Below are 16,300 nucleotides of genomic sequence, written 5' to 3'. Positions count from 1 at the left end.
TGTAAACCCATTGTCACTATTAAGTTAATGCATTGGGTTTCCGGTAATAAAAGCGTAAATTTGCGGCACTTAAAATCTGGGTAGCCCTAATGAGCATCAACATTAATTATCAGGAGAAATTCCAGGCCCGTCATATTGCGCCAAACCCGGCGGATACGGCCAAAATGCTTACAACAGTTCATGCCGAAAGTTTAGATCAGCTGATCGACCAAACCGTTCCGGCAAAGATCAGGCTTAAAAAGCCGCTTAATTTGCCCGCGGCAAAAAGCGAATTTGATTACCTGAACACGCTTAAACAAACTGCATCAAAAAACAAGGTCTTTAAATCATACATTGGCCAGGGTTATTATGATGTAATTGTACCTGGTGTTATCCAGCGCAATATCCTGGAAAATCCGGGATGGTATACGCAATACACGCCTTACCAGGCCGAAATTGCACAGGGCCGTTTACAAGCCTTACTTAATTTCCAGACGATGGTCATTGACCTTACCGGTATGGAAATTGCCAATGCATCATTGCTTGACGAAGGTACCGCTGCTGCCGAAGCCATGTTTATGCAGTTCAGCCTTCGTAAAAATCAAAAAGCTAATACCTTTTTTGTTTCTGAAGAACTGTTTCCGCAAACTATTGATATTCTTAAAACCCGTTCTGAGCCTTTCGGTATCAACCTGCAAATCGGCGACCACCGTACTGTAGCGCTTACCGAAGATATGTTCGGTGCTATTGTACAGTACCCTGCCGGTAACGGTGAAGTATATAATTATGCTGATTTTGCAGCAGCTGCACACGCTAAAAACATTAAGCTGACTGTGGTTGCCGATATCATGAGCTTGCTGTTGTTAACGCCTCCGGGCGAGTGGGGGGCTGATATCGTTGTGGGTACTACCCAGCGTTTCGGTATACCAATGGGCTTTGGCGGTCCGCACGCAGCATATTTTGCTACTAAGGAAGAATACAAACGCTCAATGCCAGGCCGTATTATCGGTGTAACTATTGATAGTGCCGGTAACTATGCCTTACGCATGGCGCTGCAAACCCGCGAGCAGCACATCCGCCGCGATAAAGCAACTTCTAATATCTGTACTGCACAGGCATTACTGGCTATTATGGCTGGTATGTATGCAGTTTATCATGGCCCGCAAGGCTTAAAACTAATTGCCGAGCGTATACATGGTTTAACTAATCTGCTTGCACAATCATTAGAGCAGTTAGGTTATGAGCAGTTAAACAAAGCTTACTTTGATACTGTAAAATTCGACGTGGGTAACCTTGTCGGCCCATTACACGGTGAGGCTTTAAATAACGAAATGAACCTGCACTACAATGGTTCTGTTGTTACCATCTCATTAGACGAAACCACCAACGTTAGCGACATTGAAACTTTAGTGCGTTTCTTTGCTAAGGTTAAAGGCAAAACTATTAACGACGTTAGCTTTGAGGATTTAAAAGCGGGCATCGAATCAACTATTCCTGCTGATCTGCAACGCAGCAGCGAATACTTATCTCATGCTATTTTCAACACGCATCATTCAGAGCATGAAATGCTGCGTTATATTAAGTCGCTTGAGGCGAAAGACCTTTCATTATGCCACTCGATGATTGCCTTGGGTTCATGTACCATGAAACTGAATGCAACTACCGAAATGGTACCTGTTACCTGGCCTGAATTTAGTAAGATGCACCCTTTTGCACCTGTTGACCAAGTTGGCGGTTACATGCAGATCTTTAATGAGTTGGATAAATGGTTGAGCGAAATCACTGGTTTTGCGGCCATGAGCTTACAGCCAAATGCCGGTGCCCAGGGCGAGTACGCTGGTTTAATGGTGATCCGCGCTTATCATCAGGATAGGGGCGATGCTCACCGCAATATTGCATTGATCCCTTCTTCAGCTCATGGTACCAACCCTGCATCCGCAGCGATGGCCGGAATGAAGATTGTAGTTGTGAAATGCGACGAGAACGGAAACATTGACGTTGCCGACCTTGAAGCACGTGCCGAGCAATATAAAAATGAGTTGTCATGTTTAATGGTAACTTATCCGTCTACTCACGGGGTGTTTGAAGAATCAATTATCGAGATCTGCGAGATTATCCATGCTAACGGCGGCCAGGTTTATATGGACGGCGCTAACATGAATGCCCAGGTTGGTTTAACAAGCCCGGCTAATATCGGTGCCGACGTTTGCCACCTTAACCTGCACAAAACATTCTGTATCCCTCACGGTGGTGGTGGCCCTGGTATGGGCCCAATTGGTGTAGCAGCACACTTAGTGCCTTACCTGCCCGGCCATGCGGTAGTTGATATTGATAAAGGCAAATCTATCCCTGCAGTTTCTGCTGCTCCCTGGGGTTCTGCTTCTATTTTGTTGATCTCACATGCATACATCGCAATGATGGGTGGCGAAGGTTTAACTAATGCTACCAAATATGCTATTCTGAATGCCAACTACATTAAGTCGCGCTTAGAGTCACATTACCCGGTATTATATACTGGTGCAAACGGCCGTTGCGCACACGAAATGATTTTGGATTGCCGCTCGTTTAAAAACTACGGTATCGAGGTAACAGATATTGCTAAACGTTTGATGGACTATGGTTTCCACGCGCCGACTGTATCGTTCCCGGTTGCCGGTACGGTAATGGTTGAACCAACCGAATCTGAGCCTAAGCATGAACTTGACCGTTTTTGCGATGCCATGATCGCTATCCGTCATGAAATTGAGGACGTGGCCAAAGGCACCTTAGATAAAACTGATAACCCGTTGAAAAATGCACCGCACACTGCGGCAGTGGTTACCGGTAATGAGTGGGAGCATCCATACACCCGTCAAAAAGCGGCATTCCCATTACCTTATGTTACCCAGTACAAATTCTGGCCATCAGTTGGCAGGGTAAATGACACTTACGGCGATCGTACGCTGATCTGCTCTTGCCCTCCGCTTACTGAGTATGAGTTTGAAGAAAGCGAAGTAACCACACCAGAATACGGTACCTGATCTTCGAATCAGGGTTTATAAAAATATGAATGCCAGGATACTCAGTACCCTGGCATTTTTAGTTTATGTTTATGCGTCATTCCGTCCAACGGACTCCTTGGGAGAACTTGTTTCACCATCCCAATATGTATTTGTTAACTGATTGCAGATGTCAAGAGTAGAGACACAAGATCTTGGCAACTATATACTACTTTACACAAAAATCTTAAAAAATATATTTGCAATTGGTGTAATTAACTTCTATATTTATATTGTAATTCAAACGCAATGATAAATATAGAGTTTAAATCAATAAGAGAGTTAATCAAGGCATTCCCTGATGAACAAACTTGTATTAGCCATTTGGAGCAACTGCGTTGGAATGGCAATGTGGTTTCTCCTTTCGATGAGGCTTCTAAGGTCTATAAAACCGCTCGTGGTTACAAGTGTAAAAATACTGGCAAGTATTTCAATGTGCGTACACAAACTTTATTCGATAATACTAAGATTGAATTGCAGTCATGGTTTATTGCCATATATCTTGTTACAGGCCACAAAAAAGGTATCTCTTCTCTTCAGTTAGGGCGTGATCTTAATGTAACGCAAAAAACAGCATGGTTCATGTTACAGCGCATCCGTAACTGCTTCGGTATAGATGCTGCTGAAACAGATATTGATAACAATAATAAGTTAGGTGGGTCTGGAATCGCTGTTGAAGTGGACGACACTATTGTTGGCGGGAAGGTCAAAAACATGACTAATAAAAAACGTAAATCTATTGCAGAGAATAAGAACGAACGCTGGAGTAACAAAACCACTATGGTAGGTTATTTAGAGCGTCAAGGTCGGTTACGCTTACAAGCCGTTAATGGCTATCATTTTATACCCGACTTAGTTAGGGCAAACGTCGATGCCGAAAGCGTTTTAATGACCGACACCGCCAATACATTTTACAAGGTAGGTAAAGACTTCGCTTACCACGGCGTCGTTGACCACGGCAAAAAACAATATACAGACGGCATTAATTCTACTAACGGTATTGAGGGTGTATTTTCTTTATTTGACCGTATGGTAATAGGTATTTATCATTACGTCTCACCAAAACATTTGCAGAAGTATGCAAATGAATTTTCATTCCGTTACAATAGCCGTAAAACATCTGATTTAGTTCGTTTTAATACACTACTTTCAAATTGCACCAATCGTTTAACCTATAACCAATTGACAAAATGAGTGACATAATAATTAATTACCACGACAGCGAAATAAGTCTTTTTTCTGATGAACGAAATGATTATGTAAGTCTAACTGATATGGCACGGGCATTTAAGGGTCCTAAATCTATAGAAAGCTGGATGCGTAACAAAAACACCATTAATTTTTTGGGTGCATGGGAGCGATTATACAATGCGAATTTCCTACCCCTCGAATTCGAGGGGTTGCTATCAAAGGCTGGTAAAAAACATTTCAATTTATCAATCAAACATTGGATTGACACCACTAATGCAAAAGGAATATTTACAAGGGCAGGCTTAAGAGCTGGAACTTATGCCCACAAGGATATTGCTTTAAAGTTTGCCTCTTATTTAAGCCCTGATTTTGAAATATTTCTCATAAATGAAGTTCAACGTTTAAAGAAGTTAGAAGAGCAAAAAAATTCTTACGAACTACTAACTCATAATCAAATTCTTTATTTGGTTAGATTAAAAGAGGTATTCAAATATGTAGCACATCAAAATGCTGTTGAAGATGCTAATAGAGATGTATTTGCCGCTGGAAGTTCTCAGGAAAACGCATTTGCGGCCTTTCACAGATGGAGAAATAAAATCTTGGATATTGCACCTCAAACTATAAATGACCGTATTAAGCAATACTGTATTGATAACCACATAGCATTGACAAATAAAATGCTAAGCAAGCCAAAGAATGAAAAAATACTTCTTTTAGATAGTTACGAATCAGTTAGAAATGCTGTGTGGGATTTCTTACAAATTCAGGGAGAGGTGAACGCACTCAATTTGGCAAACCTCGTAGGTGATATGATTAGAACAGAAAAGGGAGAGGTTAAACGCAAAAACGAAACAGACCTTTTTCACGAGAAACAGAATTTAGGAGAATTTTCAGAGTTCACCGAGTCATTAAACAACATTCCGAAAGTTAAGACGGCAAGGGAAGTTTTAGAATTTCGTCAAAAGCAATTAGAGGCTTCAAAAAAATCTTTAAATGCAGCATCTTTATCAGATTTCAATAAGAATCTTTTAACAGCACTAAGCCACAATCCAAAAGATAAGGACAAGGAATAAAAAAATGCCCTGCGATTTACAGGGCATTTTTTTATTTTACAATTAGTGTAAACTAATATATAGTTACCAAGATCTTGTGTCTCTACTACTTTGATGATCTTGTCATTCCGAACTTATGTGAGGAATCTTAAGTAATAGGACGATCTCTCACATTCGTTCGAGATGACAAAACTAAAAGATATGTCATAGATTTAAGTTGAAATTTTAATTCTAAACGAGCATGGGGTTTCAAATCTTAAATTTAATATGCTGTTAGTAAACAAGAAAAGGAAGATATAAAGGATCGGTAATATGAGTCAAAAATATATTCTTGGAGGGGTGATAAGTTTAATTTTAGGTCTATACATTGTAATTGTTCAAATAAAAAGATTTGTTAGTGGAAAACAAGATCAGTTAGGATTTGATATCAAATTACTTAGCGGCGGAATAATGTTCTTGTTACTCGGAATATTTTTGATAGCGCAATTTTTATAGTAGAGACCTAAGATCCTGGGTCTCTAATACTTTTATGGTCTTGTATTCTGAATGAATGTGAGGAATCTTGATATGTGTATTATTAAATGATTACTTGTGAGATGCCGAAACAAGTTCGGCATGACAATTTAGCGTTTGTCAGCTAAAAGCAAGTTCTATAAATACGTGTTGCAACATGTATTTTTGTTGTATATTTGTATCATAATTTAAACGATAACAAAGAATGAAAGCTTTAAAATCAATCTTAGCCGCTGTTGCAGTAATCAGCGCATTCGCATTTACATCGGCTAAAACCGAAACTTACAAAGTAAACACAGACAAAAGTAACATTGAGTGGACCGGCAAAAAAATTGGAGGCCAGCACAATGGCAGTATCAAATTAGCTGGTGGTACTGTGGTTACCAATGGTAAAGCGCCAGTTAGCGGTAACTTTACTATTGATATGAAATCAATCTCAAACAAAGACATTACAGATGCTGATTACAACAAAAAACTTGTTGGTCACTTAACTTCTGACGATTTCTTTGGTGTTGCTCAGTATCCAACTGCTCAGTTTGTAGCTACTAAAATTACTCCTGCTGGTAACGGCGTTGCTAACGTAACAGGTAATTTAACAATCAAAGGCATTACTAACCCTATCAGCTTCCCGGTAAATTATACTATTAGCGGCAATACACTTACAGCGGTTGCTAAAGGCGTAGCTGTTAACCGTGCAAAATATAATGTTAAATATGGTTCAAAAAGTTTCTTTGAAAGCATTGGTGACAAAGCCATTGACGACGACTTTTTACTTGACATTTCGTTGGTTGCAGAGAAATAAAAACATTACAACGCAATTATTTATACAAAAAAGCCGGAATACTATTTGTTCCGGCTTTTTTATTTATCACATTTGAGAATAAAACCTTTTATTTGCGACTGCGTATAACAAATAGTATGAGTATCAATCCCCGGACAGTTAGTATTTTACTGGTTGATGATGATGAAATCAACAATTTCATCTCTATTAAGCTGATAAAGAAAGCATTAATTAGCAGTGATATAAAAGCCTGTCTGAACGGTAAATTTGCTATTGACGAGTTGTTGAAAATGAAGGAAGCAGGGCCGGAGCATTTACCCGACTATATACTTCTGGATATTAACATGCCGTTAATGAATGGCTGGGAATTTTTAGATGAATATGACCGCCAAAACATTGATCCTACCGGCAAAACCAAGATATTCATTATTTCTTCTTCGGTATTCAGTAATGATATAAACAAGGCTAAATCGTACCCATTGGTAAAAGATTTTATCTCTAAGCCTTTGAACATTGATAAAATCCGTGAATTGTTTGAGCAGGAGAAACTGGCTTAAGCCGGTACGATACTAAAAGCATCATTTTCCCATTTTACATTTCCTATAGGGTTGCGCTTTGCATGATAAAATAAGCATGTCCAGCCTTCGGCTGCAGCTTTATGGCCATATATTTCGCGCAGCTCCATTGCTTTACGCCCGTCGAAATCATATTTAGCAATAAATTTCCTGATCAGTTGTTCTGGCTCCGGCAATTCGTCGCCTCCGAAAAAGCATTTTTTGCCGTCCATGTCAATCCAGAAAACCTGGTGAAAAGGGCAGTGCCCGCCCGAAAGTTCGAAACGCAGGCCTGGAATAATCTCGCCGCTTCCTTCAATAAAATGCAGGTCTGCCGAGCGCTGTAAAACATCAAAGATATCGGTATGGTATGAGGATGATTTGCCTGAATAAGCATATTCCCATTCACCGCGCTGAATGTAATGCTGTGCTTCCGGAAAGCTCGGTTCAAAACGGCCGTTGCGTTCAACCACTAATCCGCCCGAATGGTCATAATGTAAGTGCGACATCAGCACCATAGTCACGTCTTCGGGTTCAAAGCCTGCTTTACGGATATTGTGGTGTAACACTAATTCGCCATCCTCTGCTTTAAAGCCCAAGCCGGTGTCTAATAGCATCAACTCGTTTCCGGCTTTTACCAGAAATGGGTTAACATGGATAAATAGTGAGCCCGGGCGTGAGCGGAAATCATCCTTTGCAGGGTCAAACGGAATAAATTTTTTACTCGAATCAACAGAATAAGACCCTTCGCCCAGTGCAAAAATTTCCATAGTGATGCTTATACTTTTTTGTACTTACCTTTGTTAGTTATTAAGCCCGTATTATATTTACGGTTTAAACGGACAAAGATATGCAAAAACGGTGGGCAGTAAGGGAAATGCCGGATAACGATAGTGTAAAAAAACTCGCTGCCGAATTAAATATCGATCCTGTTTTAAGCGCTTTATTATTACATAGAGGCATCACCACCTTTGATGAAGCGCGCTACTTTTTCAGGCCGGATATACGCCATCTGCATGACCCTTTTTTGATGGCAGGTATGGAAAAAGCCATAGCACGTATTGAGCAGGCAATTATTTCCAATGAAAAGGTAATGATCTACGGCGATTACGATGTAGACGGCACCACGGCTGTATCTGTCGTTTATAGTTTCTTCAAAAGCTATATCCGTAACATAGAATACTACATCCCTAACCGTTACACCGAAGGTTACGGGATATCAACACAGGGGATAGATTATGCAGCAACTAACGGGTTTTCGCTTATTGTGGCTTTAGATTGCGGCATTAAGTCGGTTGATAAAGTGGCTTATGCAAATGAACTGGGCATTGATTTCATTATTTGCGATCACCACTTACCGGGCGAACAATTACCCGACGCTGTTGCCATACTTGACCCCAAACAACTGCATTGCGAATACCCTTACAAAGAACTTTCGGGTTGCGGTATTGGCTTTAAGCTGATCCAGGCTTTTGCTGAAAAAAACAATATCCCATTTGAACAGGTAAGCAGGTATTTGGATCTGGTAGCCATTAGCGTTGCCTGCGATATTGTGCATATTACCGGCGAAAACCGGGTTTTAGCACATTACGGACTGCAAAAAATTAACAGCAACCCATGCACAGGTGTTAAAGCCCTGATGGATGTGGCCGGTAAAAAGGAGAGGCTTACAATATCCGATATCGTTTTCTTTTTAGGGCCGCGCATTAATGCTGCCGGCCGAATTGACGATGCAAAGCATGCTGTAGAATTACTGATAGCAAGTAATTTTGAAGCAGCGCAGGAAAAAGGCCTGCTTATTAATACCCAAAACCTGGAGCGTAAAGGGCACGATCTGTCAATTACGGACGAGGCGTTGAGTATCATTAAATCCGACGAAATATTGGTGAACCGCAAATCGACGGTAGTATTTAACGAGAAATGGCACAAAGGGGTAATTGGTATTGTGGCTTCACGGCTTACAGAGAAGTACTATCGCCCTACGGTGGTGCTGACACACTCAAATGGGCATATTGCAGGTTCGGCACGTTCTGTTTTGGGCTTTGACCTGTATGAGGCCTTGAGCGGTTGCAGCGACCTGCTGATACAATATGGCGGGCATAAATACGCCGCTGGTTTAACTATGCACCCTGAAAATGTGGATGCCTTTATGGATCGCTTTGAGGAAGTGGTTAGCCAAACCATTACGCCCGACCAGTTAATACAGGAAATAAGGATTGATGCCGAGATAAAGCTTGACCAGATCGATAGCAAATTTTTCAGAATACTAAGCCAGTACGGTCCTTTCGGTCCTGAAAATATGACGCCTGTATTTTTAAGCAGGAACGTAAAGCTTTGTGGGCAACCTGCTATTGTAGGTGTAGATCATTTGAAGATGAATGTGATGCAAGATGGCTCGGCGGCCTTTGATTGTATTGCCTTTAGCCAGGCGGCCTGGTTACCGCAACTGAAAAACAATATTTCTTTTGATATTTGTTACTGTATTGAAGAACATGTATGGCGCGATAAACGTTCTATACAATTAAATATAAAAGGGATCAGGCTTTCTGCCGGGTCTGTAAACTAATTATGAGATTACGTGCCGAGCACCTTATAAAAAAATACAAACAGCGTACTGTTGTAAACGATGTATCATTTGATGTTTCGCAAGGCGAAATTGTGGGATTGCTTGGCCCTAATGGCGCCGGTAAAACCACATCGTTTTACATGATCGTAGGGTTGATTAAGCCCAATGAGGGGCGCATCTTTTTAGATGAAGAAAACATCACCGGCGACCCGATGTACCGCCGTGCCCAAAAAGGTATAGGTTATCTTGCCCAGGAAGCCTCTGTATTCCGCAAGTTATCTGTAGAAGATAACATCAAAGCCGTATTGGAAATGGGTAAGATGGATAAGGTAAGGCAGGAAGAAAAGCTGGAAGAACTGATAGACGAGTTTAGCTTGCATAAGGTGCGTAAAAACCGGGGCGACTTGTTATCTGGTGGCGAACGCCGCCGTACCGAAATTGCCCGTGCCCTTGCTGCAGAGCCAAACTTTATTTTATTGGATGAACCTTTTGCCGGTGTAGACCCTATTGCGGTAGAAGAGATCCAGAGCATGGTAGCCAAACTTAGGCACCGCAATATTGGTATACTTATCACCGACCACAACGTACAGGAAACGCTTTCTATTACAGACCGTGCTTATTTGTTGTTTGAGGGTAAGATATTAGAGTCGGGCGTACCAGAAGTACTTGCAGCAAATGAAATGGTGCGTAAGGTATACCTGGGTGCTAACTTCGTGCTTAAAAGAAAAACCTTTGCTTAAACTGCACCCTGCCCATGACCTTTATTAACTCGATGTTCACCTGGTTCATGAAAAAGCGTATGCATCAGATAGAGCTTTTTATGAAATACCCCTATGAGGTTCAGGAAGAGTGGTTTGAGCAACTGATTTCAGGTGCGGAGAACACGGAATGGGGGCGAAAATATCATTACAAAAGTATCTCCAACCTTAATCAGTTTAAGGAGCGGGTACCTATACAAACTTATGATACGCTGAAACCTTACATTGAGCGTATGCTGCACGGCGAACAAAACGTACTGTGGCCGTCAGAAATTAAATGGTTTGCTAAGTCGTCAGGTACAACCAATGATCGTAGTAAGTTTATCCCCGTTAGCGAAGAAGCGCTGGAAGAGTGCCACTTTAAGGGCGGTAAGGATATGCTTACGCTTTATTGCAATAACCGCCCTGATGCACGTTTATTTACCGGTAAAAGTTTAACGTTGGGTGGCAGCCACCAGGTAAGCCAGCTGAATACAGATACCTTTTTCGGCGACCTTTCTGCCGTGATTATGAAAAACCTGCCCATTTGGGCCGAGTTTTACCGCACGCCGGATCTGGACATTGCCCTGCTCGAGAACTTTGAGGAAAAGATAGAGAAGATGGCCTTTGCCACCAAAGATGTTAATGTTACCGGCATCAGCGGTGTGCCAACCTGGAATATCCTGCTCTTCAAACGGATACTCGAAATTACAGGTAAAAGTAACCTGATTGAAGTTTGGCCTAACCTGGAGCTTTACTTTCATGGTGCAGTTAACTTTACACCATACCGCGAGCAGTTTAAAAAACTGATCCCGAATGATGAGATGTATTACCTGGAAACCTACAACGCGACAGAAGGCTTTTTTGGGATACAGGATATGGAGCAGCCCGGTGAAATGCTGCTGATGCTGGATTATGGCATATTTTATGAGTTCTTGCCTTTAGACCAGATCGGCGAAGAAAACCCCAAAACGCTGACACTGGATGAAGTGGAGCTGGATAAAAATTATGCATTGATCATTACTACAAATGCCGGTTTATGGCGATATATGATCGGTGATACCATTCGCTTTACCTCGCTTTCGCCGTTCCGTATACAGATTACAGGCCGTACACGTCATTTTATTAATGCCTTTGGCGAAGAAGTAATTGTTGACAATGCCGAACGTGCATTGGACGAAGCTTGCCGCCAAACCGGTGCCATAGTAACAGAATATACCGCCGGCCCGGTTTATTTCTCGGATAATAAGGCAGGAGGCCACGAATGGATCATTGAGTTTGAGCAAAAACCTGCCGAGTTTGACCGTTTTGTTGACCTGCTTGACGAGACGCTGCGAAGAATCAACTCTGACTACGATGCCAAGCGGTTTAAAGATATGGCCTTGGTAAAGCCGGTTGTACACATGGCACCGCAGGGTACCTTTTTTAAATGGATGAAACAAAGAGGGAAAATTGGCGGCCAGCATAAGGTACCCCGCCTGGCCAATAACCGCGAGTATGTAGACAGCATACTTCAATACATGAATTGATTAACTTGCCGGAAAGCCGCGGCATTTATATTACCATGCTTCCGACTATTAAGTTAAATATTGTGAACCTAAACAGGACCGCCGCGATCTTTTAAATATAGTAGCTATGCTCAACAAAAATTGGTAGATCAATCTTTGGTCTTCTTAATTACGCTTACCTCGCCGCTGGTTTCCATATAAATTTCGTTCACATCTTCCAGGCGGTTCACATTGCCAATATGCCGAACATCGCTTAATAGGTCATCCTCGCTCATCAGGCTTCTGGTGAGGTGTACATGGTCAAGCTTACCATCCTTGTAAAGCGGTATGGCATTCCCTTTTATCATTCTGCTAATAAAACTACTTTTAATACTTAACCAGGCTAATAGCCGATGTATGCCTACCAGCATCAGGCTTGCCGCAACGGTGGGTATAAATGGCGATGCGCCTACAATGGCACGGCTTAATATAGCGCCAAGTATAATAGCGAGCGTGTTGTCAAATGCCGAACGCTTACCGAACGTTCGGCGGCCGGATATACGGACCAGCACTAAAGCAATAAAGAAGACTACAAATGCACGGCTGCACATTTGCAAGGTATTCAGGTCTTTTCCTTCACCGAAGATTTGATAAAGTAAATAGTCCATAATGTAAAGAATTTATTATCCTATTGTTGCTGTAATATTAACAGCCTCTATAGCTTCTTTTACATCATGTACTCTTAAAATGTTTGCGCCTTTCATCAGTGCTATGGTATTAACTACTGTGGTTCCGTTAAGCGCATCGGCTGCTGCGCCGCCCGTAAGGTTGTAGATCATGCGCTTGCGCGATACACCCACCAGAACAGGAAGCCCAAGGATATTAAAGTCTTGCAGTCGGTTAAGCAAGGCATAGCTATGCTCAGCCTTTTTTGCAAAACCGAAACCGGGATCCAATATCACATCATGTAAGCCCAGCTTTTTCAATTGGAAATATTTTGCTTCAAGATCATTAAATACTTCCTGGAACACATCTTCGTATTGTGCATGCTGCACCATGTTTTGTGGCGTGCCTTTCATGTGCATCAAAATGTAAGGCACCTGTAGGCGGGCAACGGTGGCAAACATTTGCTCGTCTAAAGTGCCGCCGCCAATATCATTAATGATATGCGCACCGGCTTTAATTGCTGCTTCGGCGACCGCCGAACGAAAGGTATCTATTGATAAAATGGCATCGGGCAGTGCTGTGCTTATGGCTTCTACAACGGGTAGCAGCCGGTCCATTTCTTCCTGAACAGAAATATCCTCTGCTCCCGGGCGTGACGAGTAGGCACCCAGATCAAAAAATGTTGCCCCTTTGCTTATCATTTGTTCAGCCTGTTTTACAGCATCATCTGTAGCCGGTTTACGGCTTTCACTATAAAACGAATCGGGGGTAAGGTTGATGATGCCCATTACCTTTGGGGTGCTCAGGTCTATCAGCTTTCCGCCGGCGTTAAGGGTTGTCTTTTTATGAAAAACTGTATCTTTAACCACTTAATAACGTTGTAAAATTTATGTGGTAAAATTACATTGTTATACGCATAACGTTATATTCCAAATGGCGAAACTTCTTTTTAAAGGAGCGCAAGATGAGGCAGGGCCTCTGCACCGCCGGATAACCGAAATAAAACAGCATAACCTTGAATAATACATCAGCAGAATACGACGCGGTTATAAATACCTGCAGAACACTTTTCTTAAAAAAAACGCGTGATTACGGCACAGCATGGCGCATATTAAGGCCGCAGTCAATCACCGATCAAATATTTATAAAGGCACAGCGTATACGCACGCTTGAAGAGAAAAAGATATCAAAAGTGGGCGATGATATTACAGGTGAATATATCGGTATTGTAAACTACTGTATTATTGCCATGATGCAGCTTGATGCCGTGAATACCAGCCTGCCGCTTGAACTGGATGCCGATGTGGTTGCCCAACAGTTTGAGGAGAAAGCAAAAGAGACAAAAGACCTGATGTTTGCTAAGAACCATGATTATGGCGAGGCATGGCGCGATATGCGTATCAGCTCTTTAACAGACCTGATACTGATGAAAATACTGCGTGTAAAACAGATAGAAGACAACCAGGGGCAAACGGTAGCTTCTGAAGGTGTGAAGGCTAACTATCAGGATATGTTGAACTATTCGGTTTTTGCACTGATTAAACTGGGCGTAAAATGAGAAAAGCGATAGTTTGGTTTTGCCGCATAGCTGTAGGTCTCCTGTTCATATTTTCAGGACTGATAAAAGCTAACGACCCGCTTGGCTTCTCCTATAAATTGCAGGAATACTTCGAGGTATTTCACATGACGTTTTTTAACGGTCTTGCACTTAGCCTGGCTATTATTTTATGCGCCATTGAAATGCTGCTGGGTTTTGCATTGCTTATTGGAACAAGGGTTAAAACCATTGCATGGGGGCTACTATTGCTGATCATTTTCTTTGCCTTTCTTACATTTTATTCTGCGTTTTTTAAAGTGGTACAAACCTGCGGTTGCTTTGGTGATGCTATTCCGCTTACCCCTTGGCAGTCGTTCAGTAAAGACTTGGTATTGCTGCTGTTAGTATTAGTACTGTTTTACAACCGCGACTTAATTAAGCCGGTATTTAGCAAATCTGTAGAAAACAGCTTGCTTGTTGTAGCTATTGTACTATCTTTCGGGGTAGGGCTGTATACTTATAACTTTTTACCCGTGCTTGATTTTCTTCCTTACAAAGTTGGCGCTAACATTCCGCAGGAAATGGTTACGCCGCCTGGTGCCAAGCCCGATGAATTTGAGCTGACTTATCAGCTTAAAAACAAAAAGACTGGCGAAGCTAAAACCATGACGGATAAGGAATATCTTAAAACCGGTATCTGGAAAGATAGTAACTGGCAGGTGGTGGGCAACCCTGAGTCGAGGTTAGTTAAAAAAGGATTTACACCCAAGATCCCCGATCTGTCAATTCAGGATGCACAGGGAAATAACTACACACAGGAACTATTGGCTAATCCGTTCTATAACCTGATTATTGTGGCCTACGATCTTCAGCATACTAACGAGGCTGCTATTAACCGCATTAACGCGCTGGCGGTAAACCTGACTGATAATTACAACATCCGTACGGTGTTCCTTACCTCAAATTCGGCACCGGATGCTACGGCTTTTGCAAAGAAACATCACCTGGTATCGGAGATATTTTATGCCGACGGCGTTCCGTTAAAATCAATGGTAAGGTCAAACCCCGGTATTATGCTGATGAAAGGCGGAACCGTAATTGCCAAGTGGCACTACCATAGTCTGCCTAAATATGACGACATTGTTAAAAAGTACCTACGCCAGCAGTAAATGAGAATATTTTTAGTAGGATTTATGGGTTCGGGTAAAACCACCATTGGTCGCAGGTTAGCGTCCAAGTTGAATTATCGTTTTATCGATCTAGACGAGCTTTTCGAGTGGCAGGAATCCATGACCATTGCCCAGTATTTTACAAAGTACGGGCAGGATAAGTTCAGGGAGCGCGAATCGGAAGTGATGAGGAATGCCAACTATCCTGAAAATTGCATTGTATCTACGGGCGGGGGGCTGCCTTGCTATTTCGACAATATGGAGTGGATGAAAGCCAATGGGAAAGTAATTTATATACAGCTTAACCCTAAAACGCTTGCCCAACGTTTAGAACATGGTAAAGAAGAACGCCCATTGTTGCATGGCAAGCATGGCGACGAACTGGTAAAATTTATTACTGAAAAACTTGCCGAACGCGAGCCATTCTACTATCAGGCTAATATTGTAGCTGATGGGTTAAGCATCAGCACAGAATATCTGAGTGATATTGTGCTAAACAGTTAATCAGCCCAGATAAACCGCATCGTTTTCGCCATTCTCAGATAATATCACGGCTACATGCTCATTCAACAAGGTGGATAAAGCAATGCCTGAATAATCTGTACTTACCGGGAAGCTTTTGTGGTTACGGTCAACCAGTACTACCGTGCGCAGTTTTTTGAGCGGAACGTCTAAAAATACACCAAAGCCGTAAGCAAGTGTTTTGCCGCTGTTTAAAACGTCATCTACCAAAATCACTACTTTATTGGTGCACTCTTCAATAGCGGTATCCAGTTTAAACTGAAGGCTGCTGCCATGCTTATCAAGCTCTATATTAATCATTTTGCTTTTAAACGGCGCAATGTTATCCAATATGGCTTTTAGCCTTACTGCAATATTGCTGCCCTGCGGCAAAATACCGGCAATCACAATTTCTTCTTCCTCGAAATTATCTTCCAGTATCTGGTAAGCAATACGATCTATCTTTTGCTGTATCTGTTGCGGATTTAAAATGAGCAGCTTTTTATCAGACATAACCTGTGTGCTGTTT

15 protein-coding genes are annotated in these 16,300 nt (G+C 41.9%); 11 read left to right on the top strand and 4 right to left on the bottom strand.

The annotated features are described in order from the left end of the window. Positions 1 to 89: 89 nt before the first annotated feature. The 5 genes from gcvP to PQ461_RS18605 all read left to right on the top strand — a co-directional run bounded on the left by gcvP (position 90) and on the right by PQ461_RS18605 (position 7,111). Positions 90 to 2,999: an aminomethyl-transferring glycine dehydrogenase gene (gcvP, locus tag PQ461_RS18625; protein WP_274207043.1), complete on the top strand. Its 2,910-nt coding sequence runs from the start codon at positions 90 to 92 to the stop codon at positions 2,997 to 2,999. A gap of 342 nt (positions 3,000 to 3,341) precedes the next feature. Next, positions 3,342 to 4,211 (top strand): IS1595 family transposase, encoded by an 870-nt coding sequence (locus PQ461_RS18620; RefSeq protein WP_274207042.1) that lies wholly within the window; start codon positions 3,342 to 3,344, stop codon positions 4,209 to 4,211. After that, positions 4,208 to 5,281 carry a KilA-N domain-containing protein gene (locus PQ461_RS18615; RefSeq protein ID WP_274207041.1) on the top strand — a complete coding sequence of 358 codons (1,074 nt, stop codon included), beginning with the start codon at positions 4,208 to 4,210 and terminating at the stop codon, positions 5,279 to 5,281. The genes PQ461_RS18620 and PQ461_RS18615 overlap by 4 nt, the downstream gene beginning before the upstream one ends. A 697-nt stretch (positions 5,282 to 5,978) precedes the next feature. Further along, positions 5,979 to 6,575 (top strand): YceI family protein, encoded by a 597-nt coding sequence (locus tag PQ461_RS18610; RefSeq protein ID WP_274207040.1) that lies wholly within the window; start codon positions 5,979 to 5,981, stop codon positions 6,573 to 6,575. A gap of 116 nt (positions 6,576 to 6,691) precedes the next feature. Then, complete coding sequence (locus PQ461_RS18605; RefSeq protein WP_274207039.1) at positions 6,692 to 7,111, top strand: response regulator; 420 nt, start codon at positions 6,692 to 6,694, stop codon at positions 7,109 to 7,111. On the opposite strand, the gene PQ461_RS18600 is transcribed toward PQ461_RS18605, so the two are convergent. Then, positions 7,108 to 7,878, bottom strand: a complete 771-nt coding sequence (locus PQ461_RS18600; RefSeq protein WP_274207038.1) for an MBL fold metallo-hydrolase — start codon at positions 7,876 to 7,878, stop codon at positions 7,108 to 7,110. The genes PQ461_RS18605 and PQ461_RS18600 overlap by 4 nt on opposite strands. Before the next feature lie 80 nt (positions 7,879 to 7,958). On the opposite strand from PQ461_RS18600, the gene recJ reads away from it, so the two are divergent. The 3 genes from recJ to PQ461_RS18585 are packed head-to-tail and all read left to right on the top strand — an operon-like array spanning position 7,959 to position 11,940. Continuing rightward, a complete protein-coding gene (gene recJ, locus PQ461_RS18595; RefSeq protein WP_274207037.1) occupies positions 7,959 to 9,674 on the top strand; it encodes a single-stranded-DNA-specific exonuclease RecJ in 1,716 nt (571 codons plus the stop codon). 2 nt (positions 9,675 to 9,676) lie between these two features. Next, complete coding sequence (lptB, locus tag PQ461_RS18590) at positions 9,677 to 10,414, top strand: LPS export ABC transporter ATP-binding protein (protein WP_337993481.1); 738 nt, start codon at positions 9,677 to 9,679, stop codon at positions 10,412 to 10,414. Between the two features lie 14 nt (positions 10,415 to 10,428). Then, positions 10,429 to 11,940: a GH3 auxin-responsive promoter family protein gene (locus PQ461_RS18585; RefSeq protein ID WP_274207036.1), complete on the top strand. Its 1,512-nt coding sequence runs from the start codon at positions 10,429 to 10,431 to the stop codon at positions 11,938 to 11,940. A 128-nt stretch (positions 11,941 to 12,068) separates the two neighbouring features. Here PQ461_RS18585 and PQ461_RS18580 read toward each other — a convergent pair whose 3' ends face one another. After that, a complete protein-coding gene (locus PQ461_RS18580; RefSeq protein WP_274207035.1) occupies positions 12,069 to 12,566 on the bottom strand; it encodes a DUF421 domain-containing protein in 498 nt (165 codons plus the stop codon). A gap of 15 nt (positions 12,567 to 12,581) precedes the next feature. Then, positions 12,582 to 13,433: a dihydropteroate synthase gene (gene folP / locus PQ461_RS18575; RefSeq protein ID WP_274207034.1), complete on the bottom strand. Its 852-nt coding sequence runs from the start codon at positions 13,431 to 13,433 to the stop codon at positions 12,582 to 12,584. A 146-nt stretch (positions 13,434 to 13,579) separates the two neighbouring features. Here folP and PQ461_RS18570 point away from each other — a divergent pair, with 146 nt between their 5' ends. The 3 genes from PQ461_RS18570 to PQ461_RS18560 are packed head-to-tail and all read left to right on the top strand — an operon-like array spanning position 13,580 to position 15,774. Further along, complete coding sequence (locus PQ461_RS18570; protein ID WP_274207033.1) at positions 13,580 to 14,122, top strand: DUF1599 domain-containing protein; 543 nt, start codon at positions 13,580 to 13,582, stop codon at positions 14,120 to 14,122. Continuing rightward, positions 14,119 to 15,270 (top strand): BT_3928 family protein, encoded by a 1,152-nt coding sequence (locus PQ461_RS18565; RefSeq protein ID WP_274207032.1) that lies wholly within the window; start codon positions 14,119 to 14,121, stop codon positions 15,268 to 15,270. The genes PQ461_RS18570 and PQ461_RS18565 overlap by 4 nt, the downstream gene beginning before the upstream one ends. Continuing rightward, positions 15,271 to 15,774 (top strand): shikimate kinase, encoded by a 504-nt coding sequence (locus PQ461_RS18560; RefSeq protein WP_274207031.1) that lies wholly within the window; start codon positions 15,271 to 15,273, stop codon positions 15,772 to 15,774. It abuts the gene before it with no gap. Here the strand turns inward: PQ461_RS18560 and PQ461_RS18555 are convergent, their stop codons facing one another. Beyond that, positions 15,775 to 16,284, bottom strand: coding sequence for a phosphoribosyltransferase family protein (locus PQ461_RS18555; protein ID WP_274207030.1), 510 nt, complete (start codon positions 16,282 to 16,284; stop codon positions 15,775 to 15,777). Positions 16,285 to 16,300: the final 16 nt, after the last annotated feature.

The organism is Mucilaginibacter sp. KACC 22063, from assembly GCF_028736115.1.
In the GTDB taxonomy this organism is placed as follows: Bacteria; Bacteroidota; Bacteroidia; order Sphingobacteriales; family Sphingobacteriaceae; genus Mucilaginibacter.
Note: the sequence above shows the minus strand (reverse complement) of the source record. Positions and strands in the feature narration are given on the sequence as shown.